Source organism: Candidatus Competibacter phosphatis (assembly GCF_012939995.1).
GTDB lineage: Bacteria > Pseudomonadota > Gammaproteobacteria > Competibacterales > Competibacteraceae > Competibacter > Competibacter phosphatis.
Genome location: NZ_SPMZ01000030.1, coordinates 28,751 through 52,317, shown reverse-complemented (window position 1 = coordinate 52,317; position 23,567 = coordinate 28,751). Strand labels below are relative to the sequence as shown.

Sequence of the window (23,567 nt, the reverse complement as noted above, 5' to 3'; positions counted from 1 at the left end):
GACATGCCTTACGTCAATATCAAGATCACCCGAGAAGGCGTCACGGCGGAGCGGAAAGCCCGGCTGATCGCCGGTGTGACCGAGTTGCTGCGCGAGGTGCTGGACAAGAATCCGGCCACCACGGTGGTGGTAATCGACGAGGTGGACACCGACAACTGGGGGATCGGTGGCGAAACGGTGACGGTGCGGCGCGCGCGTGGATTTTGAATCCGACTTCGGCCAGATTTTTCCTTCGGCATGCTGGGCCGTGGCAAAGATTGGGGGCAACGCCCGCACCTAGCGGTGACCAGCCGGCGAACGCTGAAACGCCGGCATCTTCGCGAGGATTTCACGCCGGATACAATTCCGGCAATACCTGCCCTTTCGGTCCGTCCTTCATACGCGCTGCCTTCGCCTGCAACACATCTGAAACATCACGATAAAACGTCTCGCCATTCCAAGAACGCCCACCGTCCTGATACAAGCAGCGATCGAATGTCGTCAACGCATGACGCACGTCGTGATGATCGATCCGCTCGGCGATGCCCAGCACTGATCGCGGTGGCTGATCCGGCCATTGCATTCTTGCCCAGTGTAGAAGAGCGTTTTTTCGTCCGCTCCACGTCATTGGCCTGACAGGCTTTTTTTGAGTTCACGCAGGGCCTCCCGTTGAGATAGACCCATTTCTTGTGCATCCGCCGACGGTGAAACAGTTCGCACCTGGCTGCGCGCCCGCCACCAGAGCAGCAACGTCGCAATCCAGGCGACCAATAACGCCAGCGCGATCCAAAACCAATAGGAAGCACCGCTGGATAATGTGTCCGACAAACGTGGTGACGGTGTCTTGACGGTCGGCGGTGGTGATTTTTGAGGCGCGGGCTTAGCGTCCGCGCTCGGTTCCACGGGAACGGCCGGCGTTTTTTGTCGCTTGTTGTTGTACTGGAGCCGACTGGGCTGGTGTCGATGGAGCCGGAACGCCGGTGACGGTGATCTTACGGGCGGGGACGATGGCTTCGCGTGGCGCATCGGCTTGGGTATCCCACCAGGGAATGCGAATCTCCGGCAACTGGAACGTACCGGGGCGCGTGGGGACGAGAGCGATCTTCTGTTCGCGCTGTCCCACTACAACACCGGTATTGGCTTGGGTATCGGTCGCTGACCGATCTGGATAGAGCTTCAAATCCGCCGATGACGGCAACGGCAACTCCGGAAGCTGGGCACCGGTCAACCCGCGAGCTTTCAGCGTCAAGGTGCGGGTGACCGGTTCGCCGACCCGGAAAGTCGGCGGATCGGACGACCAGGACTCGGTGGCAGTCAGATTTTCCGCCGGCAACCAGGCACCACCACCGGAATTTGATGGGCGCGGCTTCACCGTAATCTGGAACGGCTGACCACGGACTTGTACCGGGCGGACGGTCTGGAACAGGGAGTTGAATGGGTCTGGACCAATAAAACCACCTTGCCCGAAGAAATTATTGCTGTTCGATTGCTGGTGGGTGTCAGGAATCTGAGCGGAGAAAATCGGCGATTCGATGCTGAGCGTGCCGCTACTCTGCGGAAAGATGGCGTATTGCCGTTCGATGACCCCATAACGTCGATCACCACGCTGAGTCGTGTACTGCCGATCATCCCCCAAACGTTCGACGAGCGCATCCGCCGCCTTGGGGTCGCTGAGCTGAGGACCATGCGGCGTCACCGCATAATAAATCCGCAACACATAAGTCAATTGTTGCTGCACGTAAGCAGTATCCGGCTTGACTTCCGACTCGATGAAGATGTCGGGGGTTGCACCGGTCGTGGAAGCCGCACCCGCTTCGGTGACCTTGATCACGATCGCTTGGGTTTGTTGATCGCCCACCGTCAAGGCTGGAATGGTGAGCGATCCGGTTTTTTGCGGTGCCAGCGTCACGATCCAGCGGGTCTTGGCTTCCATGGTGCCGTTCGTGATGTTGACCTGATTGCTCTTGTCCGTACCTAGCACCTGGAAATCTTGCGACAGCAGCGACCAATCGGGGTCACTACTGGGACCGCGTCCAGATACTTCGATGACCAACCGCAAGGTTTCGCCTTCGGCGACCGTATCGCGATCCACGAAGGCATTGACGCCCTGGGCCAAGGCCGGATACACCCATAAACCCTGGACCAAACCCAGCAACAGGATACAAACCCAGCGCTTCATCATCATTCTCCTCTTTGCGCGGCCTGTTGTTGGCGACGTAGATGCTCCAGCATGAATTTTCGCCGCAACAAGCCAGCCGGATCGTCCGGTATGCGCCGCAACCACTGATCCATGGCTTGCCGGTCCTCCGATTGCTCTGGGGATTCCGAGGTGTGGGCGGCCGCGACTTGCCGATCGGCATCCTCCGAATGGTCCGCTGCGGCCTGGGCGGTCGCGTACGCTTGTTCCCGCGATTTCTCATCCGCGTCCGGCGGTTTCGGAGAGGCGGCCGCTTGTTTCAACAGGCTGTCGTCGTCTTCCCGTGATTTCGATTGTGTGGTGGACGGAGTGGAATCGGCCGGCTTCTCCTGAGCTTGGGACGGATTTTGTTCCGACTGTTTCGGCTCGGATTGAGGCTGATGGGCATTGGCTTGGTTCTCCGACGAATTGCCGTCTGTGGATTTTCCACTTTTCGAGTCTGCTTGCTGACCAGACTGTTGCTTATCGTCCTGAGATTCCTGATCATTTTTCTTGTCCGCCGACGATGGCTTGGACGAATCAGCGGATGAGTCCTTCGCGCTTTGCTGGTCTTTCTCGCCATTCTGGTTTTGCTGATTCCGCGAATCATTCTTCGATTGCTGCTGTTGCTGTTGCTGTTGCTGTTGCTGTTGCTGTTTGCTGTTGCTTGAGCAATTTTTTCCACCAGGGTTTTGTTTTTTACGTGCGTCGGCATTGTTCGGGTCTTTTTTTCAATGCCTGATCGTAGGCTGCGTTTGCCTCTTGCAACCGTCCCAGATGAGTCAAGGCATTGCCACGGTTGTAAAGAGCATCGGCGGTGTCCGACTGACTGAAGTTTTCCAGAGCCTTTTCATAATCGCCGGCCTGATAATGCGCGGAGCCTTCCAGGCGGGATCTTGGAACAGCTCAGCCGCCTTTTTTTCCATCGCCTACCTGCAAGGCTTGAACGCCTTGCTGATCGGGACGTGCCCACCAATCCTGCCAACCAGAGGCTGAAGCCGGGTCCGGCGGCAAGGTCAACACGGCAAGCGCCACCACAGTCAACCAACCGCGTCGGAAGGCAAACGCCGCCAATGGCAACAAGACCAGCACCAGCCACGGCCCTTCCTCCCGCCAGCGATCCATCGAATGCCGGGCGGATTCGGGACGAACTTCGCGAACCTGGACTATCGGATTGGATGACAAGGCATCGATGTCGCGATCGTCCGCGCTGAGATGGACGAAATGCCCGCCACCCTGACGGGCCAGTTCGCTCAAAGCCGCCGGATCGAGTCGTGGCACGACGATGGCCCCCGTGGAGTCTTTCAGGAAACCGCCGTCGGCCAACGAAATCGGCGCACCTTCTTCCGTACCGACCGCCAGCACCGAGACTCGCCGCCCGTGGGCGCGTAACGCGGTCACCGCTTCCAAGGTTCCCGCTGGGTCGTCATAACCATCGGTGACCAGGACAATCTCCCCATGGTCCTGAATGCCTGCACGACGCAGTAATTCGTCGGCCATCCGCAATGCCGTGCGCATGTGGTCACCGGAAACCGGCATGAGTTCGGGGCTGAGCGTCGGCACCAAGGCGGCGATGGTTTTGGTGTCGTCGGTCAAGGGCGAGACGACAAAGGGTTCACCGGCAAAGACCACCAGCGCGGTTTGTCCTTCGCGATAGCGATTCAACAGGTCCAGTACCTTGAAGCGGGCACGGGCGATACGCGATGGGCGAAGATCGGATGCATTCATTGAAGGTGAGAGATCGAGCACGATGACTCGGGCCGCCTGAGTTCTATAAACCGGCTCGGGCAGTTTTTGCCAAACAGGACCGGCCAAGGCGATCACCGCCAAGACCCAAGCAACCGCCAATAACACGAGCGGCCAGCGATGGTGCCGGGCGCGACGGATCAGCAATTCCGCCAGCAGATGCGGATCGCACTGTTTTTCCCAGGCGGACAATCGACTTGTCTGACGCAGCAAACCCCAGCCGATAACGGCCAACGGCAACAACGCCCACAGCCACTCCGGGCGTAGCCAATGAAATTCCGACAACGCGTTCACCGACTCACTCCAGCACTCGTCGTTTGACTTTCAACATCGCTGCCTGGCGTCTTTCTCCACCAGGATAAACGGCTCGCGGCGATGACGATCGAAATCGCCAATGCCAAGCCCAGCGGCCAGATGAACAAGGATTGATGCGGCCGGAAATACTCAGTATCGCGAGCGGCGGGCTCCAAGCGATCCAACTCCTGATAGATCGATTCCAGGGATGCGGTGTCGGTGGCGCGGAAATAGCGGCCACCGGTGATTTCGGCGATGTCCTTCAGGGTCCCTTCGTCCAAGTCGGCCGAAGGATTGATGATTCGAGGACCGAAAAAAGTCTCTTGGCGCATCGCCTTGGCGCCGAGACCAATGGTGTAGATGCGTAAACCTTCCTTGGCCGCCAGCTCGGCGGCTTGGCGGGGCGCCACTTCCCCAGTGGTATTGGCGCCATCGGTCAATAGAATCAAGACCCGATCCTTGGCATCGGCCGCTCGCAGCCGCTTCAGCGCCAGCCCGATCGCGTCGCCGATGGCGGTTTCCTTGCCCGCCAGACCCACCACCGCCTCGTTCAACAAGGTGGCCACGGTATCGCGATCGAAGGTCAGCGGGGTTTGCTGGTAGGCTTGCGAACCGAACAGAATCAGACCCAGGCGATCACCTTTGCGCTGCTCGATGAAAGTGCTGGCGGCTGCCTTGACCACTTGCAGGCGGTTGGCCGCCTGTCCGTCGAGCATGAAATCCTCCGACGCCATGCTGCCCGAGACATCGACCGCCAACAGCAAATCGCGCCCGCTGACCGGCAAGGCGACCGGTTCACCGAGCCATTGCGGTTGGGTGGCGGCCAGCACCAACAGCAACCACGCTAGCCACGGGGCCATTTTCAGCCAACGGCGCTGCAAGGATTTTCGTCGGCCGTGCCCGTCACCGAGTACCAAAACCTCCTCAAGAAACGGAACGCGCAGTGCCGGGCCTTCGCTAGCGGGAGCAGGCGGTAGCCAACGCATCGCCAACCAAGGTAAGGGCAGGGCTAGTAACGCCCAGGGCCATTCCAGATGAATCATGAGACGGGCGCTCCTGGTTTACCGACGCGCTTGATCCAAGTTTCGGCCACATTCAGTAGCGCCTCGATCTCGAACGCTTCGGTAGGCCGATAGGGGGCTCGGATCAAGGCGCGTCCGGGTCCTGCGCTGAACGGGTTGCCGCCACCGGTTCGATCCAGAAATTGCAGCCAGGCGTCGCCGACCAGACCGGCCACCTGGGCTCTGGGAAAGTGGGCCAGTGCCAAACGGCGCAACAATGTGGAAATCCCCGCTGCAATGGCGGCTCCATCGCCATCCCGTTGGAAATCGGCTCGAAGTCGCGTCAGTTCGGCAAGCGCCACCCGTCGGGGTGTCTGCCGCCGACGATAGCGCCACAACCACAGCAACCCAGCGACGACGACCAGCGACAGCGCGGCCAACAGCCACCAACCCGGCGCGGGCGGCCACCAGGAAACCGGTTCGGGGAGATGGATATCCCGCAAGTCTGCTAAAGGGTTTGTCGCGGGCATGGAACTACGGACGAGTGGTGCGGGCGCCGGGACGCCGATGATGGACGATCAGACCACGACGCAACGTTTCGGGCACCGGTTGGCTGGTCGCCAATGTCAAGAAATGGCTCCCGTGACGATGGCACAAGGCGCGAACCGCGTCGCGATGGAATGCGAACCGATTGCGGTAAGCTTCAACCACCGTTGGATCGCCGGTGTCCAGAACGGCAAAGCGCTGACCGTCGCTCAAAGGATAACGACCGGCAGGTGGCGCGGTGGCCTCGACGGGGTCGAATACCAGAATGGAAACCACATCGTTGTGGGCGACAAGACGAGCGAACGATTGCTCAGCCTGTTGTGGTAGCCCGCGAAAATCACTCAGCAGAAAGATCAGACTGCCAGGGCGGACGATACTGGTCAGCCGCCGCAGAATTTCCACCCAGTGGCCGTTCCCTGTTTCTGCCGGCATGATACCGGTGGGTTGCATGTCGACCAGTGCCTTGAGAAAAGGCAACAGGCCCCGTTCCCGCCCGGCGGGCCGCAGTTCCCGATGCTGCTTTCCGGCAAACACGATGCCACCGATGCGATCGCCGTTGTCGCGGGCCGCCCAGGCCAGCAGTGCGGCGGCTCTGGCGGCCACCACCGACTTGAAGGCAATCCGGGTACCGAAAGCCATGTTCGGTCCCAGATCCACCAGGAACAATACCGGCCGTTCGCGTTCTTCCCGAAACAACTTGGTATGCGGCCGACCCGTGCGCGCGGTCACTCGCCAATCCATGTTGCGGATGTCGTCACCCGGTTGATAAGCACGCACTTCTTCGAATTCCATGCCGCGACCCCGATACGGTGAGACATATCCCCCCGCCTGAGTCGATAACACCCGGCGCTGGGGAGAGAAACCGAGTCCAGCCGCTTGGTCGCGCAACCGCAGCAACTCTTCGATGGAAACAGCGACTCCTCGGGTGCCGGTCGGTGAAAGTGGAGCGGGAGATTGCAAGGACGTCGAGTCGCTCGCTATGAAACCTTGCTGGATGCGTTTGCGGATTTCTTTCAACATCGGAAGTAATTAGAGGCGGGGCAGGAATATTTCAGTTTTCGACGCAGTGCCTCTCAAGGCACGGGAACGCGGTCGAGCAACTCGGTAATGAAGCGCTCGGTATCGATACCGTCGGCTTCCGCCTCGAAAGTCAGCAGCACGCGGTGACGCAGCACATCGGGCGCGATGGCCTGAATGTCCTCGGGACTGACGTAGTCGCGGCCATGCAGCCAAGCATGGGCACGAGAACAGCGATCCAAGGCGATGGTTGCTCGCGGGCTGGCGCCGTACCGAACCCAACCGGGCAGTTCCGTGCCATACGGGGCCGGATTGCGCGTGGCCATCACCAGCGCCACGATGTACGACTCCAGCGCCGGTGCCAGGTTCAGCGTCAATACCTCGCGCCGCGCCGCGAACACGCACTGTTGGGAAATGCGCACGGTTCTTTCAGCGGTGGTGCCGTTTTGTAAGGCCTGCTCGCGCACCAGTCGCAGGATAGCGTGCTCGGTTTGCGAATCGGGATAGCCGATACGCACATACAGCAGAAAGCGATCCAGTTGCGCTTCGGGCAGCGGATAGGTGCCTTCTTGCTCGATGGGATTTTGCGTGGCCATCACCAGGAATAATTCGGGCAACGGATAACTGGTGCGACCTACCGTCACCTGGCGTTCGGCCATGGCCTCCAGGAGGGCGGATTGTACTTTGGCGGGCGCCCGGTTGATCTCGTCGGCCAGCAAGAGGTTATGAAAGATGGGACCTTGCTGGAACTGAAAGGAGGCTTCTTGAGGCCGATAGATCTCGGTACCAGTCAAATCCGCCGGCAACAGATCTGGCGTGAACTGGACGCGATGAAAATCGCCCTCCAGTCCCGCAGCCAAGGTTTTGATGGCCGTCGTCTTGGCCAGCCCAGGCGCGCCTTCGACCAGCAGGTGTCCATCAGCCAGCAAGGCGATCAACAGCCGCGTATTCAACGCGTCCTGACCGAGAATCCGTTGGTTCAGATAATCGAGTAAACCTCTGATGTCTGGTAGAACCGAAGAGGTTATCGAAGTTTGCGTCGATGGATCGGCGTTCATGGCGTCCTTCGTGGTTTGAAATACGAGAGTACCTACTCGCTGAACGAGGCCGAGTCCGTTTCCAACTCGGTACGTCGAGAATGGTAGGTGGTTTGGCTTAAGCGAATCTTAAGAGAACAGTCGGTCGCGGTGTAAACTCGAAGCCGGCTCCCGACGGCATTCTTGAGAGGTTTAGAGTTTTTCGAAAGTGCCGCGCGGGGTCACCGGAAGCCCATCTGCTTCAGACTCGAACTTCGACCGCCAACCGCCGCCGCGAACCGGCCAGCCACAGGGCCAGTCCGATGACCGCGATGGGATAGGCTGCCGAGAACTGGTAGATCTGTTCCAGAGACAGCCATTCTCGCAGCGGGCCGATCACGAACGAACCGAGCCCCACGCCGACCATCAGCGCGGCGATGAGCATGGACGAAACCCAGGCCACATGCTCGGGGAATCGCTCCGAAGCCAGCGTAATGGTCAGCGGAAAGAAAGCCGAGCAGGCCAAACCCGCCAACGCGAACAACCCCAGGCCCAGCGCTGGCGTGGAGGCGCCCGGCAGCAGCAGAAACGCCGCGATCATCAGAACCGGCAACGCCAGCCAGATCGTCAGTGGCGCGATGCGGACCACCAGCACCGCAACCAGCAGCCGACCGACCACCATCGCGCCCCAGAACACCGATAGAGCCAGCGCCGCCACCACCGCCGATAGATCCTTGGCCTCGCGCAGATAAATCACCGCCCAATTACTGAAGGTCCCTTCGGCGAAGGCGTAGAGTACCGCGATGGCGGCGAAGATCCAGAACGCCCCGGAAATCAGCGGCGGATTCATCTCGACGCGGCGCTCCTCCATCTCGCCGCCGGCCTCCGACGGTAAACGCACGGTCGCAGCGGCCAACGCCAGCAACGCGCTTAACCCCAACAGCGACAGCGGAAACCCGACCCACCAGCCGGCCCGGCCGAAACCGTCGGCCAGCAGCGGCCCCACCATCAAGCCGAGCCCTAGCAGGGTATGCAAGGCGACTACGGCAGCCGGTGCTCGCCGGGGAAAGAATTGGGGCGGATAGCTGTTCAGCGGTGCACCACCCAAGCCGAAACTCCATCCCAGCAGCGCCGTTCCGGCCAAAATGACCGGAAACGCCAGTGCCGGCATGACCCAAAGGCTCGCCGCCAACGCCAGTTGCGACAAGCCGTTGCCCGCCGCCGTCAACCAGAGCAACGGCTGCAAACCCAGACGGCGGGCCAGCGTCCCGCCAGCCACCGCGCCCAGCACCGCCAGCGCGACTTGCGGTAGAAAGATCGCGCCGTACTGGGCGTCGGTGAAACCGTGCATTTGCCTCAGCACGGCGCTGCTGGCGGGGAAGCTGACCAGCGTCAAGCCCTGTAGGAATGCGATGAGATACACCGCGAGCACTGCCGGCACGTTCGGCGACGTTTGCTTGATCATGTCGATGCTCCTTACTCTTTGCCGCCGGTGATGAGCCGAGTGCCGCGCTTGTAGGTGAGATAGGCCCAGAACCACTCGATGGCGACCGACAGACGCTTGCGAGGGTCCACCAAGAAAAACATGTGCGCGACGCCCCACAACCACCACGCCAGCGCCCCGCTCAATTTGAACCAGCCGAAATCGACGACCGCCGCTTGCCGGCCGATGGTGGCGAGATTGCCGAGATGGCGATAGCGGAACGGCGGCAGGCCAGTACGTCCTTCCAGGCGAGCCTTGATCGCCCCAGCGACGTAAGCACCCTGCTGCTTGGCTGCGGGCGCCAGTCCTGGCACCGGCTTGCCATCCCAAGCTTCGCTCAGAGCGGTATCGCCGACGGCAAACACGTTGGGTAGGCCGGGCACGCTCAGATCCGGCCCCACTTTGAGGCGGCCTGCCGAATCGGCGTCGGTCTTGAGCCATTGCGCGGCGGGCGAGGCCATCACCCCAGCCGCCCAGAACACGGTGCGGGAACCGATCCGCTGGCCGGACACCAGCGCCCCTTCAGCGTCCACCTTCTCCACCCGGCTCTTGGTCAGCACTTCCACGCCCAGCGCCCGCAACGATTGCGCCGACACTTCCGAAAGCGATTCGGGAAAGCTCGGTAGCAGGCGCGGTGCCGATTGCACTAGCAACACTCGTGCTTGGGCCGGGTCGATATTGCGGAATTCCCCGGTCAACCCGTGTTGGGCCAACTCGGCGATAGCGCCGGCCAGTTCCACGCCGGTGGGACCGCCGCCGACGATGATGAAGGTCAACAGCCGTTGCCGTTCCTCGGGATCGGCGCAGTTCTCCGCCTGTTCGAAGGCCAGTAGCAGGCGGCGCCGGATAGCGGTGGCGTCGTCGATGCGCTTCAGGCCCGGTGCGTAGGGCTCCCAGTCGTCGCGTCCGAAGTAACTGTGACGCGCACCGGTCGCCAACACCAGATAGTCGTAGCCGATGTGGGTGCCATCGCTCAGGACCACCTGACGCGCGGTGGCGTCCACGTCCGTCACCTCGCCCAGCAACACCCGCACGTTGTGCTGGTCGCGGAACAGCGCCCGGATCGGGGTGGCAACATCGGCCGGCGACAGGCTGGCTGTCGCCACTTGATACAGCAGCGGTTGAAACAGATGGTAGTTGCGCTTGTCGATGACCGTGACCCGGCAGGCGGCCAGCCGCAGGCCGTGCGCTGCCTTGATTCCACCAAAACCAGCGCCGACCACCACCACATGAGGTACGTCGGTCAGTGCGGCGTCGGACCAGCTTTCCAACGGCGGGAACCAGCGGGCGAGCTGCCGTTGCAGGATGGCATCGGCAGAAATCGGTCCCGATCCGCGCAGCGCGATCAGGCCGAGCAGGAAAAGTTGATAGAGCCGGTTGATCGTCTGGATTTCGTCCGTGCCCATGACGCCGGAGCCGAGCAGCGCCAGCGCCGCGCCGATGGCGGCCAAGCGGGTTGCCAGCCCCAGCGCCAGCAGAGGACTGACGAAACCCAACACGGCCTCCAGGAACGAACGCCCTATTAGCACCGGTGCGAACCATAGGCTCGCCAGCCACAGGCGCAGCCCGAGTTGATAAACTGGGCCGAGATAGCGAGTCAGCGAAGCGTACAACCGGCCCAGCGGTTTGACCAACGGCAGTGCCGAAGATGCCAAACCGGAAGTCAGCAGCCGATCCAGGGAAATCGGTCCCGCGCCCATGACGATGTACCAACCGAACAGCGCGACCCAATAGAGGTGTTGATCCAGGGCGCGGTATTCGAATTGGATCACCAGCGTCAGGATCAACAGCGGAATCGCGGCCAGCCGGGTGGCGAGCCCGAACGCCAGCAGCATCGAACCCAGCACCTCGATGGTGACGCCCAGCACGGCAGCCTTGAACGGGTCCAACCAGGGCACCGGGTATTCGTAGGTGGCGAGCGTCAGCGCGGTATCCCAGTTGGCCAGCTTGAGCACGCCGGACACCCAGAACGCCTGCGCCAGCCATAGCCGGATTACGAGGTCTAGAAAGGGATAGAGCGTGACTTCGGCGACGCGCAGCGCTTCATCCACGCGCTTGAGGAACACCGCGATGACATTGGCCCGACGGTGCCGGACGGCGGCGACGGTTGCGGTCAGCATGGCTCAACCCTCCACTGCGCTCGTGGCTGAAACCGCCCTCACCCCCAACCCCTCTCCCTCGGGGAGAGGGGTGTTGTCGGCTGCCATTTGCTGACTCCAATAGGCCGGGATATCGCGCCGGTAGCGGCGCATCACCAGATTCGCCAGCAGGCCGGTCCAGCCGGTCTGGTGAGCGGCGCCCAGCCCTTGGCCGGTGTCGCCGTGGAAGTATTCGTAGAATTGCAGCAAATCTTGCCAGTGCGGATCGTGCTGGAACGGGCTGCCGGTGGGGAAAGCGGGCGTCCGTCCGTTCGCGTCGCGGCGGTAGATGTCCACCAGCCGCTCGGCGATCAGCGTGGCGATTTCCTTCAAGTTCAGCTCGCGATTGCCCAGGCTGGGCACGGCAATGGTGAAATTGTCGCCCAGGAAGCGGTGGAACTTCTCCAGCGCCTGCACCAGCGTGTAGTTGGTCGGTAGCCAAATCGGGCCGCGCCAATTGGAATTACCGCCGAACAGACCAGAGTTGGATTCGCCGGGCACGTACTCGATGATGGCTTCGCCGACGCCGGGCAGCGTGCCCAAGTGCTTATGCGTGGCGTGGATGCGGCTGACGCTGCGGATGCCGTGCGGCGATAGAAACTCGTCCTCGCGTAGCAACCGCTTGAGGATGCGCGGCAACATCCGGTTGGTGACCAGCGAAAGCAGATGTTCGCCCCGCTCGTTTTCCCAGTCCGGGCATTGGCAGATGATGCTGCCGTCGAACACACCGTGCCGGTGCTGGCGCAGCAGTTCGCGAAACCGGGGGACCTTGGCCAGAATGCGCTGATCCACCACCTCGCAGGCGAACAACGGAATCAATCCGACCCAGGAATAGACGTCGATGCGCTGGCTTTGGCCGTCGGGACCGGTCACCAAATCCTTGAAAAAACCGGCTTCCGGGTCCCACAGCGGCACTTCGTGGCCGGAGTGGCCGGCGATGGCGTTGGCGATGGCGAGAAACTGCTGGTAAATCTGGATGGCGATGGGTTCGTAATCCGGGTCTTCGGTGGCCAGTTCCAGCGCGATGACCGTCATGTTGAGCGCGAACATCGCCATCCAGCCGGTGGCGTCGGCCTGCTGGAGGGTATAGCCAGCCGGCAGCGGGTGAGAACGGTCGAATACCGAGATATTGTCCAGCCCCAGAAAGCCGCCCTCGAACACGTTGTTGCCATCGACATCCTTGCGGTTGATCCACCAGGCGTAATTCAGCAGCAGTTTGTGGAACACTCGCTGTAGAAAGTTATGATCACTCTGACCGCGCTGCACCCGTTCGGCCCGAAATGCCTTGAGAGCGCCCATCGCGTGCACCGGCGGATTGACATCGCCGAATGCCCATTCGTAGGCAGGAATCTGGCCGTTGGGGTGGAGGTAATTTTCCTTGAGTACTAGTTCGATCTGGTCTTTGGCGAAATCGACATCCACCAGCGACAGCGCGGCGCAGTGGTAGGCCAGATCCCAGGCCGCGAACCAGGGATACTCCCACTTGTCGGGCATGGAGATGATGTCGGATGCTTTAAGGTGCCGCCAAGCACGGTTGCGGCCTCCTTTTCGACTGTCGGGCGGCGGGAATTGGTCGCCATCGAGCCAGCGGGCCACATCGTAATGAAAGAACTGCTTGCTCCAGATCATGCCCGCCGATGCTTGGCGCAGGATGCGCCGGTCTTCGTCGGAGGCTTCGGGCAACAGGTCGCGGTAGAACGCATCCGCTTCGGATTGACGGTTGGCGAACACCGTTGCGGTAGCGGCGAAGGGTTGAGCGAGCGGCGCGGCGCTCAACACCAACTCGACCTCGGCCTGTTGACCGCCTGCCACGGTCAATACATACCAGGCAGCAAACTTGGTGCCTTCCTGCGCGGGATTGACCGCGTCTTGCTCGCAGTTGACCACTCGACGGTGGAAACTGTCCTTGACGTAGGGCGTGGCGTTGGTCAATCCCCACAGCCGCTGAACATTGTGTTCGTTCTCGGTATACAGCGGCTCGGCGGATTGCCGGCCGTACAGGTGGTACGCGCCCAGCGCTGGATATTCGGCACGCACCGCCCAAGTCGCGCCGGTTGGCGCTGGAATCGCGTACAAGATCGGTTTGGCCGGTTTCTGGTCGGGCAAAACCGGATCGCCCCGCAGTTCGGCCAGTGCCCGCTCTTTCTCCTCGTCGCCCCAAGCCCAAGTGTTGCGGAACCACAGTTGCGGCAACAGGTGCAGGGTCGCTTCTTCGGTTCCCCGGTTGGCGACCGCGATGCGGATGTGGATTTCATCCGGGCCGGCCTTGGCATAGGACACATCTACATCCCAGTAACGATTGTCCTGAAAAACGCCGGTATCCAACAGGTTGAACGGCGGGTCTAACCGGCCCCGGCGGCGGTTTTCTTCCACCAGCCTGCCGTAGGGATATTCGGCCTGCGGATATTTGTACAGATAACGCAGATAGCTGTGGCTAGGCGTGGCGTCGAGATAGAAGTAATACTCCTTCACATCCTCGCCGTGGTTGCCTTGATTGCCGGTCAGGCCGAATGCCCGTTCTTTCAAAATCGGATCGCGGCCGTTCCACAGGGCGAGCGTGAAACACAACCGCTGTTGCTCGTCGCAGATGCCGCCCAAACCGTCCTCGTTCCAGCGATAGACGCGGGAGCGGGATTGATCGTGGTCGAGATGTTCCCAAGCTTCGCCGTGGGCGCTGTAGTCCTCGCGAACCGTGCCCCAAGCCCGTTCCGCGAGATACGGCCCCCACAGCCGCCAGTTTTCCTGATCTTGGTGCTGTCGTTCCAGGCGCAAGCGCTCGGGGTTGTCGATGGGAATCGTGGCTTTCATGGGGGTTTCTCCAGAATAGGGGTTGCGGGTGTTGAGAGGTTGTTCGTGACCGATGAGCCATTACGCCATTTTTGGGCAAATTCCTTGTCAGAGAATGAAATAGCCCGATCGATCCGGTGTTCTCCACTCGAATCAGCAACACTTATGCCACTGGAGAAATTTAAAATAACTTATTGATAATTAATAATATAAATTTGGAATGCTAAACTTTGGCCGAGGACGAGGGCTGCGAAATATCATGGAGCCGCTAAATGCAGTGGCTTTGGCTGTTATTCTCGAAAAGCGGCCAAACCTCGCCCGCCCTGCTGGCGAGAGCTATATACTTGTGACAGCAGTCCAGATGAAGGCGCGGCCGCTGGCGAGAATGCGGACGTTACCTGGCTGGGATGGTTTGCAGCGCGACCGCGCCTCGTAGCGATGGGCGAGTTCTTGGGAACGGCGAGCGGGGTGGAAGTTCCGGGGTTGGAAGGCTGGCGGTGAATGTTAATTGCTGGCGGGCGCTTCACGCCGCACAACCAGCGGATCAAGCCGACTCCGGGCGAAAAACTGTGGCTTTCCCATCCTTGTGGCGTACTCGCCACCCCGTTAAGCACTAAAATCGTTGTTGGTGTAATTAGCACCATCGAAGATAAACTGTAACTGGCATTACTGTTGGATTCTACTATAGGAAAAGTATGGTGGTTATAAAAAAATGGTAGTCGTAGTTCAGATGAATTTGTGACGATGAGAAATTATACGTTAACATAATTGTTAGGTACCTATCATGTCTTTGAGAACAAAACAAGACTACTTTGATGTGGCTGAGCGACTCGGTCTCCCAAAACGCTGCCCTGTATTCGAATGGTGTGAGCGGCGGGCAGATACAGTAGCAGTATTTAATGAGCTGGACTTCGAAGTAGCGAAAAAGTCGGTCAATCTGAAAGAGCCTATCGTCAAGCGGATCGGAGAAAGTGCTGGCCGCATAGGAGGTCCGAACTACTATAGCTGCTCTGGATTATGTCCTGAAGTTTTCTCTTTTTTGAGCGGACGCTGGCTTTGCCCGATTATGCTGGGTATCCAGCGACAAGAGGAAACTATGATAAAGACCTCAACCCACACTTCGAACTCCTTGAAACGGGACACTATACGGAATGTGCTGAGTACTGTGGTTACATAGAGAGTCGTAAGATGGATAAGCGCGTTTCTTCTGGAAAATCTAGAACACCGAAAGAAACTTCTAAAAATTTGTCTGTGAGCGAATTCCACTTATGATTGGGGAACTTCGTACTCGTCATGACAATAGAAGCACCTTAGATGTGAAGGACGAATATGATGTGCAGGATTTATTGAGAGGCCTTCTGCAATTGTTCTTTGATGACGTTCGACCAGAGGAATACACACCCAGCTACGCTGGCAAGTCTACGCGAATGGATTTCCTGCTTAAAGATGAAGCTACTGTAATCGAGGTAAAGATGACTCGAAACGGGTTAGGGGCGAAGGAGCTTGGTGAACAATTGATTCTTGACATAGCTCACTACAAATCCCATCCAAATTGCCGAGAGCTCTATTGTCTTGTCTACGACCCCGAGGCACGCATCAAAAAATCCGCGTGGAATAGAAAAAAGATCTGTCCGAGAGGAGTAATGGACTACAGGTTTACATATTTATTGTGCCGAGAATGCATGAGTAGGTCTCCCAAAAGGCGGATACGGGCTACCGCCCTAACCCGCCCTACGATAATTTGCCGTTCCAAAGGGAACAGGTAGAGAAAAGCACAACCCGTCCAAGTGGGCATTGCGCCGGAGCGGATTACGATTGCCCGTCTCCAACTATTTAATTTCATTTGTAGAATTCCATGACTAATCAAACATCTATCAATATTCCAGATGATCTCGTCGCCGAGTTGTATCGGCGAGCACCCCAACCAGATGCGCGCACTGCTCTTGTAGCAGAAGCTCTCCGTTGCTTTTTCGCCACGCATGATGTCGCAAGTAGCGACCTTGAAATCTTAAACCGCTACGCGGACGAGCTAAACCAAGAAGCGGAAGATGTGCTTGATTATCAGGTGATTCCTTGAAACGCGGCGATTTATACCGGGTTCCGCATCCATCGACCCGTGATCTAAGGCGATCCAGAGTTTTCGTTGTGGTGAGTCGCCAAGTGCTGATTGACTCAAAATTTTCTACGGTGATTTGTGCGCCGGTTTACAGTGCTTATCACGGTCTTTCTACCCAAGTTCTTGTTGGAATCGAACATGGCTTGAAACATGACAGCAGCATCCATTGCGATGATTTGGTGAGTCTGCCCAAATCCGTCCTAACGGATTATGTGGGTTCATTGTCACCCGCAAAACTTGCCGAACTTAACCAAGCTCTTCGAGCAGCTTTGGATATTGGAAATGCCTAACTGGTCGTTGTATCCGACCGTGCTACGCACAGCAGGTTAACGGAATCGTTGCACGGCGCTCCGCGCCGCACAACCACGCGGATCAAGCCGACATCGGCCGTCAACGCCTTCAGAAGTTTCCGTCCTCGTGGTTTATCTTGAGCATGGCAGTTCGAAACAGTGAGGGTTCCATATGACATCCCCCCTTCAGCAGACCCTAGAGGAGCTTTTTGCCGCCAACCGGATTCTCGCCGGCGAGGGCGTCATCGACGGATTTGGTCACGTCTCGGTTCGCAGCCCGCTCCAGCCCGACCACTACTTCATGACCCGAAGTAATGCGGGCGGCCCGGTGGAGGAGTCGGGCGTGGTCGAGCTCGATGCGGAAAGCGATGTCATTCGCCCGGCCGATGTCCGACCCTCGATCGAGCGCTTCATCCACGGGGAGATTTACCGTGCTCGGCCCGACGTGATGGCCGTGGTGCATACCCACGCCCCGGCGCTCATCCCGTTCGGTGTAAGCCCGACGCCGCTGCGTCCGCTGTACCACATGTGTGGCTTCCTTGCGGCGGGCGCGCCGGTATTCGATATCCGCAAGGGTCACGGCATGACCAATCTGCTCATTACGCGGTCTGATCTTGGCCGCGCCCTCGCGGCGACGCTGGGGAACTGTGCGGTGGTGCTCATGCGCGGCCACGGCGCGACAGTGGTCGGCTCCTCTGTGAAGGAAGCAGTCTTCCGGGCCGTATACACCATGGTCAATGCCCAACTCCAGCCTATTGCAATGCAACTCGGCGAGCCCACCTATCTTGCGCCCGAGGAGGCCAGGCTGGCGGACGAGCTCCACCACGCCGTCCTCAATCGGCCCTGGGAATATTGGCTGGAAAAGCACCCAATCCACTCAAGAGAGAGACAAACATCATGACTGAAAGAACTGGTCATTGTCTTTGCGGCGCAGTGAGTTTCAAGCTTGTCACGGAACCGCTGGCCACCCGCATTTGCTGGTGCCGCGACTGCCAACACCTCGCGGCCAATGGGTCGGTGAATCTGCTGGTCCCCGCGGACGGACTCAGCTTTTCCGGGGTGCTTTCCGAGTACACGAAGATCGCCGACAGTGGCGATGAAGTCACTCGTCAATTTTGCCCGAAGTGTGGCGCGCATCTGTTCGCCAAATCCTCCAACCGCCCAGATTTCCGCGTGGTCCGTGCGGGCAACCTGGATGACCCTTCCTCTATTCAACCGAGCATGAACATTTGGGCGGCGAGCGCACCGGGTTGGGCTTGTCTGGACCCGGCGCTTGAGCGTGAGGAGCGGCAACCGATGCCACCTAAATAACAGCGTATGGGTTGGGTTGCCGTGATTTCTGGCAACCCATCCACAAGCTGGGACGTTGGCACATAAATCACATATATATGATTTTAATAAATATTATTGTTTATTCGATTTTAGGGCAACAATAAATCTTCAATTAGGCGACAATCATTCAGTCGCCAACCAGCGCCACTCTGAACCATGCATCGAGGACGGACGGATGAGTATATTTTTACTGGGACTGGTCATTTTCTTCGCCGTGCATTCCGTATCGATAGTGAACGCACCCTGGCGGGACCGCCAAGCGGCGAAACTGGGGGAGGGACCGTGGCAAGCCACCTATTCGCTGGTGGCCCTGATCGGATTCGGGCTGATCGTCTGGGGTTACGGGCTGGCCCGCCACGATCCGGTGATTCTCTACTGGTCGCCCACCTGGTTGCGCCATCTGGCGCTGTTGCTGCTGGTTCCGGTCTTTCCGCTGCTGCTCGCCGCCTACCTACCCGGACGCATCCAGACCACCGTCAAGCATCCCATGCTGGCGGCCATCAAGCTTTGGGCCGCTGCTCATCTGTTGGCTAACGGCACGCTGGCCGACGTGCTGCTGTTCGGCACTTTCCTGGTCTGGGCGGTCGCGGATCGCATCTCGTTGAAGCGCCGCGCGCCGCGGCCGGTTCCCGGCGCGCCGCCCTCCAAGGTGAATGACCTGATCGCCGTGGTCGGTGGTTTGGCGCTCTACATCGCTTTCGTGCTCTGGTTGCACCTTTGGCTGATCGGCGTCTCGCCCATCGCGCGCTGAGGCTCTCGTCGCACCGACCGTCGGCGATCCATCCCCGCCTTATGGAAACGCGGGGATGGTCGGTTCCGTGCCTTCGGGGTGCGCCTCCGGGTGGTGGGTCGACACCAGCTCGGTGATGCGCGCCACTTGGTCGCGCGGTACGTCGATCATCATGAGCAATTCGCCGCGCTCGATCGCCGCCTCGAAATGTTTCAACCGGGAATTGTCCACGCTCAGCCCCACCATCCCGCTCAGCCACGCCCCCACGCCGGCGCCGGCCAGCCCGCCGGCCAGCACGATCCCGCCTCCCGCCACCACCAGACTGATCGGCCCCAGCGCAACGGCGATCAGGCCGGCCAGCGTGCCGACCGTGCCGCCGACCGCCAAGCCTCGCTCCATCGCGGGGATGAAATCGCTCTTTTGCAGCAACGAGGCTTCGGGCAGGTCCTCCAGCGGCGTGCCGTGCTTGGCCAGAATGTGGATGTGGCGCTCCTCGATACGCGCGAGCAGCAGCTCATCGACGATGGTTTTCGCGATCTCGACCGTTGGAACCAGAAAATATATGCGTTTCATGTTGCTCTCCTTAACCGTTCGCCCTCGGTCGTCGGGGCCGGTGGGCGATGCTGGCACGAGTCGGATGCGGGATCGGTCGCACCGACGCCTCTTCCCTGTTCTTCCCACCGGTCCACACGTCTGCGTGAACCGGCGGCATCCACCGTGAATTCACTTATTGATTGTAGTTAATTGCATTGGTTCGTACCTGAGCCGCCGTGAAGCGCCATCCGCCCCTTTCCACTATGCTTGATCCGGCAAAACCACCGAGAAGGTCGATATGCGCCGGCCTGGATTCAAGCGCGAACGGAGAAATGACCCATGACTCAAGACGAACAACACGCCAGCGAACTGGTTGCCACCTGCGCCAAGGAGGCTAGCGCTCACATTCTCGCCTACGCCCGCGAGGCCGAGATGGAACCCCTTTCGTTTCTGGTGAACGTCGCCGCGGTACTGGCTTCGTCCGCCCTGGCCGCGCAACCGGAAGACCGGTTGCTGGAAGCGTCCCGCCATATCCAAAACGCCTTGGGCTTGGTGCATTGCCTGCGCGACGACGAAGCGGCGGCGTGATCGGGTCAGGCGCCAAGTCGGGTGCAGGCATCCGGCAGGCAACTTCCGCCGTCACAGGCGTCGGGACAGGCGTCGGGACAGGCGTCGGGACAGGCATCGGGTAGACAGTCGGGCACAGCCTCGCAGCCGCGTTTCTTGCGCTTCCCGTCGCGATCCCGATCGGCGCTCAACTGTCGCGCCGCCGCTCGGCAGGCCCACAACCGGTTGCGGATCGTGCTCAGGGCCGACCACAGCCCGTCGCGGGTGATCGCTTGGCGGGCAAGCGCCGAACAGGAAGGTCCGCCGTGTAAAGCCCGGTGAGCGCAGCAATACCCCTTGCGCGGAGATAGATGGCGCTGGTAGAGCGTAAGCGCGGCCAAGGCGAGACTGTCGAGCGGATTCATGGCACCAGGGGCGTGATAGCGATTCGGTCGAGGAAAACCGCGCGGTCGGTGGGAAATGTCACCGCCCCGCCAACCTGAATGCTGGCCCGCTGACCGCTACTGTTGCTTGGAAGAATCGCGCGGTACCACATATTCCAGCCGCTCGGCGGTGAGAGTCGCGGCGCTGGTGCAGACTTGAATCTGATCGAGCAGGCTGTTGATGGCATCTTCCAGTTCGGCGGCGGTATTGATGCCATCCATGCCGTAGAACTGGGAGTGGCCCATCACCTGATGCGCCTGTTCAGCCGTTTCACGCGCCGCGCGGAGCTGACGCGCCGCACTGTTCAGTAGGCGCACCAACTGGTGCCGGGTGTCTTTTGGGATCAAGTTCGGGTTCATGGCTGCTACTGGGTGCTGTCCATCACTTTCCAAGTGGTGCGAAAGCTCGGTAACCGAGGGGCAAATCGAGTATAGACAGGCGGGATTTGCCCAGCCTCTAAATCTTGCGCTCGAAGGCGGTCAGCACGCGGTTTGCCAGCCGGTAAAGTTGCGCCGGCCGGTGCGCGCCGATCCGAAACTGGCTTGGGACCGGATCGATGATGCCCTGTTCCAGGATTTTGTGGCGGAACGATGCCTTGTCGAGGCGAACGCCGATGGTCTGCTCATAGATGCGATGCAATTCGTTCATGGTAAATGTCGCCGGTAGCAGAAAGGCTGGTAAGGAGGAATAGGTTGCCTTGCCGCGCAGCCGCTCGATGGCTTTGGCGACGATCCGGTCGTGGTCGAACGGCAACGCCGGCAACGCCTCTACCGGAAAGGCTTCGGCGGTTTGACTCCGATCCAGCAGGGAAGCGGGAATCAGAGCGTAGTAGGCGACACTGACCGACCAGCCCCGAGGGTCTCGGGTGGCCCCGGAAAACGTGAATAACTGTTCGAGATAAGGCGCGTCGAATCCGATCTTGCCGCAAACCACTCTTCGGGCCGCCGCCTCCGTATCCGCGTCCTCGTCGACATGCACGAATCCACCGGGCAGCGCGAGTTTCCGCTCGAATGGTGGCTCCTTGCGCTGGGTCAGGAGCAGACACAGGCGCTCGTCGAGAATGGTGAACAGCGCTGTGTCCACCATCACCAAGGGTCGAGGAAAGGAAGGATCCATGGTCGGCATGCTCCTGACGATGCGCTTGATTGTTAATAACAATTAACAATGATTGAATATATCATGAATCCGGCCAGGGGCAACTCTTCCTGTGCGGCATCGCGCATGATTCTCGGATTCGCGCTTCAGGTGCATGCGGGGAATGGCAAACCCGGCGGCAGAGAGGACGATGTGTGTCGCCGGGCGCGAAACGGAGGATGTTTCAGACAGCCATCCGCGAAGAACTCATCTTATGCTTGCTTGAGCACGGTCATGGCCTTTGCGGCATCCTCGTCGGAATCCAGGCCAACATACAGGACGAAACGGCTCCCGAGCACTGCCGCCGAAAAGCCGCGCAGGTTGATACCCGCCGCTGCGAGTTTCAAGGCCAACGCAGCGGCGATTCCAGACTGATTCTCCCCTTCGACCCGTATCGAATGCACTCGCGTGGTGACGTTGAAGCCCAGGGTAGCGGCGGCTTCGAGTTCGGCATCGCCGTTCAAGGGAGTGACGTAGACGACCGACTTGCCGGCTTGATCCGGCTCTCGCCGGGCGAGTATGAAGTTGAGATCGGCGCCGGCTTCCCGCAAGCCGGTTAGGACATTGGCCAAACTGCCGGGCTTATCTTCGATACCGGCAGCCCATACTTCGACACGTTCGGTGATCAGTTCCATGATATCCTCCTTTGGGTTCAGAGGCATGCAACTACTTTCCGCTGTATCCCGCGACATCATGAAATTCATGATAAAGGTCTGGGCGGCGCAGCGCCCAGACGGTTTGCCTGGATCGCGGAGCCATCCGCATCGTCAAGATCCGGATAAGCTAAAGTGTAGTTCCAAACTGAGTTTTTACCGCTCCAAGCCGTTCATCCCGGTCTCGCGAAGCGGTGTTTTCCACGAGGGATTCCCTCCCCACCGTCTTGCCGCCTTCAATCCCGACCCACCCGCAAGGACAACGGCCAGGTCACCCGCCGCCGAACCGACGGATCGCCCCATGGCGACGCGAGTTCCACCGCCAGATCGTTCACCGGGTCCGTGCCGCGCGCGGCGAGGTAACGTCCCGTCGCCGACCAGCTTCGCAAGTAGCCGAGCAGTTCCGGCAAAGTCCAGGTCGCGGTCATGTGGAATTCCGGCGCCGGAATTTCGCGAAACGGGAACGGCAAGCTCCGGTAACCGCTTTCGACATGGCGGCGTTCGGGTGGCCAGTAGGGTCCCACCGTGTCCCGATAGAAGGTTTGCACACAGGCATCGACGCGAGCCTCGTCCACCGTCTGTACGCCATAGCTCCACGTCGCCAGGATGCCGCCGGGTTTCAGAACCCGACGCACTTCCGCATAGAAACAGTCCAGCTCGAACCAATGTAGGGCTTGCGCCACCGTAATCATATCCACCGTCGCTTCGGGCAAACCCGACGCCTCGGCGGGCGCAACTCGGTATTCGACGTTCGGATGGGGCGGCGCTGCGTCGATTTGCGCCCGGCTGGCGTCGGTGGCGATCACGCGAGTGAAGTGCCGAGCCAGATCGAGCGTGGCTTGGCCGCTGCCCGCCGCGCAATCCCAAGCCAGTTCCCGCGCGGGGGCGATGGTCGCCAACCAGTCGAAAAGCGCTTCGGGATAGGTGGGGCGAAACTGAGCGTAATGGGTGGTAACCGGCGTGAAGTGATCATTGAATGGAAGGTTCATGGCGATTTCCCAGAAGTATTCCACCATTTGACACCGGAGCCCGGTGTCGAAATCCGGCGGTCCGGCTACGGTTTGACGAAGGCGACGCCGGTCGGACCTGTTCCCGCTTCCTGATAGATCACCTCACCGTCTTTCGCCCAGAGGTAATGCGGGACACCCTCCGGCGCCACGTAAACCCCGCCTGTCGGCACGGCGACGACTCGCGATTCCATGAAGGTTTCGCCGAATCCAACATAGAGTGTACCCGTCAACACCGTGCTGTTGCGGGCGTCGGGGTGGGTGTGAGGCGGAATCCGGGCGCCATCAGCGAGTTTGACTCGTATCAGATAGGGCGTCGGCTGCTTGGGGTCCCCAAGGATCTGAGCAACCTGTATTCCCGACAACCCCGGTGGGCTGACGAAGGGGATACGGTCGGGCAACAAAGGCGCGGGCGCGCGGTCTTGCGCGACGGCGATGCTCGAGCCCAGGATGAATACGATCGCCCAGATGGTACCGAATTTTTTCATGATGTGACTCCCGGTGTGGAAATCCCCCAATCCCCTCCATGAAGCAACGAAATCCTCGCCACCGTGAAATATCTCGGAATCCGCCATAAAAGACATCCCAGTACAACCAA

Annotated in this window: 27 protein-coding genes; 8 read left to right on the top strand and 19 right to left on the bottom strand. The window is 59.9% G+C overall.

Going from position 1 to position 23,567, the window contains the following annotated elements:
- The first annotated feature begins 3 nt into the window (after positions 1 to 3).
- Entirely contained in the window at positions 4 to 207 is a 204-nt protein-coding gene (locus E4P82_RS11320; protein WP_169248984.1) for a 2-hydroxymuconate tautomerase family protein, read from the top strand.
- A gap of 121 nt (positions 208 to 328) precedes the next feature.
- Here E4P82_RS11320 and E4P82_RS11315 read toward each other — a convergent pair whose 3' ends face one another.
- The 12 genes from E4P82_RS11315 to E4P82_RS11260 all read right to left on the bottom strand — a co-directional run bounded on the left by E4P82_RS11315 (position 329) and on the right by E4P82_RS11260 (position 14,204).
- Positions 329 to 607: a BatD family protein gene (locus tag E4P82_RS11315; protein ID WP_478219228.1), complete on the bottom strand. Its 279-nt coding sequence runs from the start codon at positions 605 to 607 to the stop codon at positions 329 to 331.
- A gap of 252 nt (positions 608 to 859) precedes the next feature.
- Positions 860 to 2,158 carry a BatD family protein gene (locus E4P82_RS11310; protein ID WP_169248982.1) on the bottom strand — a complete coding sequence of 433 codons (1,299 nt, stop codon included), beginning with the start codon at positions 2,156 to 2,158 and terminating at the stop codon, positions 860 to 862.
- A 2-nt stretch (positions 2,159 to 2,160) separates the two neighbouring features.
- Positions 2,161 to 2,439 (bottom strand): hypothetical protein, encoded by a 279-nt coding sequence (locus E4P82_RS11305; protein ID WP_169248981.1) that lies wholly within the window; start codon positions 2,437 to 2,439, stop codon positions 2,161 to 2,163.
- Between the two features lie 415 nt (positions 2,440 to 2,854).
- Positions 2,855 to 3,043, bottom strand: coding sequence for a tetratricopeptide repeat protein (locus E4P82_RS23685; protein ID WP_169248999.1), 189 nt, complete (start codon positions 3,041 to 3,043; stop codon positions 2,855 to 2,857).
- 18 nt (positions 3,044 to 3,061) lie between these two features.
- Positions 3,062 to 4,195 carry a vWA domain-containing protein gene (locus E4P82_RS11295; RefSeq protein ID WP_169248980.1) on the bottom strand — a complete coding sequence of 378 codons (1,134 nt, stop codon included), beginning with the start codon at positions 4,193 to 4,195 and terminating at the stop codon, positions 3,062 to 3,064.
- Positions 4,192 to 5,238 (bottom strand): vWA domain-containing protein, encoded by a 1,047-nt coding sequence (locus tag E4P82_RS11290; RefSeq protein ID WP_169248979.1) that lies wholly within the window; start codon positions 5,236 to 5,238, stop codon positions 4,192 to 4,194. Before E4P82_RS11290 ends, E4P82_RS11295 begins: the two co-directional genes overlap by 4 nt.
- Positions 5,235 to 5,726 (bottom strand): DUF4381 domain-containing protein, encoded by a 492-nt coding sequence (locus tag E4P82_RS11285; RefSeq protein ID WP_169248978.1) that lies wholly within the window; start codon positions 5,724 to 5,726, stop codon positions 5,235 to 5,237. Before E4P82_RS11285 ends, E4P82_RS11290 begins: the two co-directional genes overlap by 4 nt.
- 4 nt (positions 5,727 to 5,730) lie before the next feature.
- Entirely contained in the window at positions 5,731 to 6,762 is a 1,032-nt protein-coding gene (locus E4P82_RS11280; RefSeq protein WP_169248977.1) for a DUF58 domain-containing protein, read from the bottom strand.
- Between the two features lie 53 nt (positions 6,763 to 6,815).
- The gene (locus tag E4P82_RS11275; RefSeq protein ID WP_169248976.1) at positions 6,816 to 7,817 is read right to left on the bottom strand and encodes an AAA family ATPase; all 1,002 of its coding nucleotides are present in this window, start codon (positions 7,815 to 7,817) and stop codon (positions 6,816 to 6,818) included.
- 220 nt (positions 7,818 to 8,037) lie between these two features.
- Positions 8,038 to 9,240, bottom strand: a complete 1,203-nt coding sequence (locus E4P82_RS11270) for an MFS transporter (protein WP_169248975.1) — start codon at positions 9,238 to 9,240, stop codon at positions 8,038 to 8,040.
- An 11-nt stretch (positions 9,241 to 9,251) separates the two neighbouring features.
- Positions 9,252 to 11,378, bottom strand: a complete 2,127-nt coding sequence (locus E4P82_RS11265) for an FAD-dependent oxidoreductase (RefSeq protein WP_169248974.1) — start codon at positions 11,376 to 11,378, stop codon at positions 9,252 to 9,254.
- A 3-nt stretch (positions 11,379 to 11,381) separates the two neighbouring features.
- Complete coding sequence (locus tag E4P82_RS11260) at positions 11,382 to 14,204, bottom strand: MGH1-like glycoside hydrolase domain-containing protein (protein ID WP_246327534.1); 2,823 nt, start codon at positions 14,202 to 14,204, stop codon at positions 11,382 to 11,384.
- Positions 14,205 to 15,451: 1,247 nt separating this feature from the next.
- On the opposite strand from E4P82_RS11260, the gene E4P82_RS11255 reads away from it, so the two are divergent.
- The 6 genes from E4P82_RS11255 (at position 15,452) to E4P82_RS11230 (ending at position 18,672) form a co-directional block, all read left to right on the top strand.
- Complete coding sequence (locus E4P82_RS11255) at positions 15,452 to 15,949, top strand: PD-(D/E)XK nuclease domain-containing protein (RefSeq protein ID WP_246327533.1); 498 nt, start codon at positions 15,452 to 15,454, stop codon at positions 15,947 to 15,949.
- Between the two features lie 89 nt (positions 15,950 to 16,038).
- Positions 16,039 to 16,260 carry a hypothetical protein gene (locus tag E4P82_RS11250; RefSeq protein WP_169248973.1) on the top strand — a complete coding sequence of 74 codons (222 nt, stop codon included), beginning with the start codon at positions 16,039 to 16,041 and terminating at the stop codon, positions 16,258 to 16,260.
- Positions 16,257 to 16,589, top strand: a complete 333-nt coding sequence (locus E4P82_RS11245) for a type II toxin-antitoxin system PemK/MazF family toxin (protein WP_169248972.1) — start codon at positions 16,257 to 16,259, stop codon at positions 16,587 to 16,589. Before E4P82_RS11250 ends, E4P82_RS11245 begins: the two co-directional genes overlap by 4 nt.
- A 172-nt stretch (positions 16,590 to 16,761) precedes the next feature.
- On the top strand, positions 16,762 to 17,490 hold the full coding sequence (locus E4P82_RS11240; RefSeq protein WP_169248971.1) for a class II aldolase/adducin family protein: 729 nt from the start codon (positions 16,762 to 16,764) through the stop codon (positions 17,488 to 17,490).
- The gene (locus E4P82_RS11235; protein WP_169248970.1) at positions 17,487 to 17,900 is read left to right on the top strand and encodes a GFA family protein; all 414 of its coding nucleotides are present in this window, start codon (positions 17,487 to 17,489) and stop codon (positions 17,898 to 17,900) included. The genes E4P82_RS11240 and E4P82_RS11235 overlap by 4 nt, the downstream gene beginning before the upstream one ends.
- A 196-nt stretch (positions 17,901 to 18,096) precedes the next feature.
- On the top strand, positions 18,097 to 18,672 hold the full coding sequence (locus E4P82_RS11230; RefSeq protein ID WP_169248969.1) for an NnrU family protein: 576 nt from the start codon (positions 18,097 to 18,099) through the stop codon (positions 18,670 to 18,672).
- A gap of 39 nt (positions 18,673 to 18,711) precedes the next feature.
- Here E4P82_RS11230 and E4P82_RS11225 read toward each other — a convergent pair whose 3' ends face one another.
- Positions 18,712 to 19,224 (bottom strand): DUF1269 domain-containing protein, encoded by a 513-nt coding sequence (locus E4P82_RS11225; RefSeq protein ID WP_169248968.1) that lies wholly within the window; start codon positions 19,222 to 19,224, stop codon positions 18,712 to 18,714.
- 300 nt (positions 19,225 to 19,524) lie between these two features.
- On the opposite strand from E4P82_RS11225, the gene E4P82_RS11220 reads away from it, so the two are divergent.
- Positions 19,525 to 19,773, top strand: a complete 249-nt coding sequence (locus tag E4P82_RS11220; protein WP_169248967.1) for a hypothetical protein — start codon at positions 19,525 to 19,527, stop codon at positions 19,771 to 19,773.
- A gap of 5 nt (positions 19,774 to 19,778) precedes the next feature.
- On the opposite strand, the gene yidD is transcribed toward E4P82_RS11220, so the two are convergent.
- The 6 genes from yidD to E4P82_RS11190 form a co-directional block, all read right to left on the bottom strand.
- On the bottom strand, positions 19,779 to 20,156 hold the full coding sequence (yidD, locus tag E4P82_RS11215) for a membrane protein insertion efficiency factor YidD (RefSeq protein ID WP_169248966.1): 378 nt from the start codon (positions 20,154 to 20,156) through the stop codon (positions 19,779 to 19,781).
- A gap of 96 nt (positions 20,157 to 20,252) precedes the next feature.
- Entirely contained in the window at positions 20,253 to 20,522 is a 270-nt protein-coding gene (locus tag E4P82_RS11210) for a hypothetical protein (protein ID WP_169248965.1), read from the bottom strand.
- 109 nt (positions 20,523 to 20,631) lie between these two features.
- The gene (locus E4P82_RS11205) at positions 20,632 to 21,291 is read right to left on the bottom strand and encodes an NUDIX hydrolase (protein WP_169248964.1); all 660 of its coding nucleotides are present in this window, start codon (positions 21,289 to 21,291) and stop codon (positions 20,632 to 20,634) included.
- Between the two features lie 230 nt (positions 21,292 to 21,521).
- Complete coding sequence (locus E4P82_RS11200; protein WP_169248963.1) at positions 21,522 to 21,944, bottom strand: amino acid-binding protein; 423 nt, start codon at positions 21,942 to 21,944, stop codon at positions 21,522 to 21,524.
- Positions 21,945 to 22,198: 254 nt separating this feature from the next.
- Positions 22,199 to 22,951: a class I SAM-dependent methyltransferase gene (locus tag E4P82_RS11195; protein WP_169248962.1), complete on the bottom strand. Its 753-nt coding sequence runs from the start codon at positions 22,949 to 22,951 to the stop codon at positions 22,199 to 22,201.
- A gap of 65 nt (positions 22,952 to 23,016) precedes the next feature.
- Entirely contained in the window at positions 23,017 to 23,457 is a 441-nt protein-coding gene (locus E4P82_RS11190) for a cupin domain-containing protein (RefSeq protein ID WP_169248961.1), read from the bottom strand.
- Positions 23,458 to 23,567: the final 110 nt, after the last annotated feature.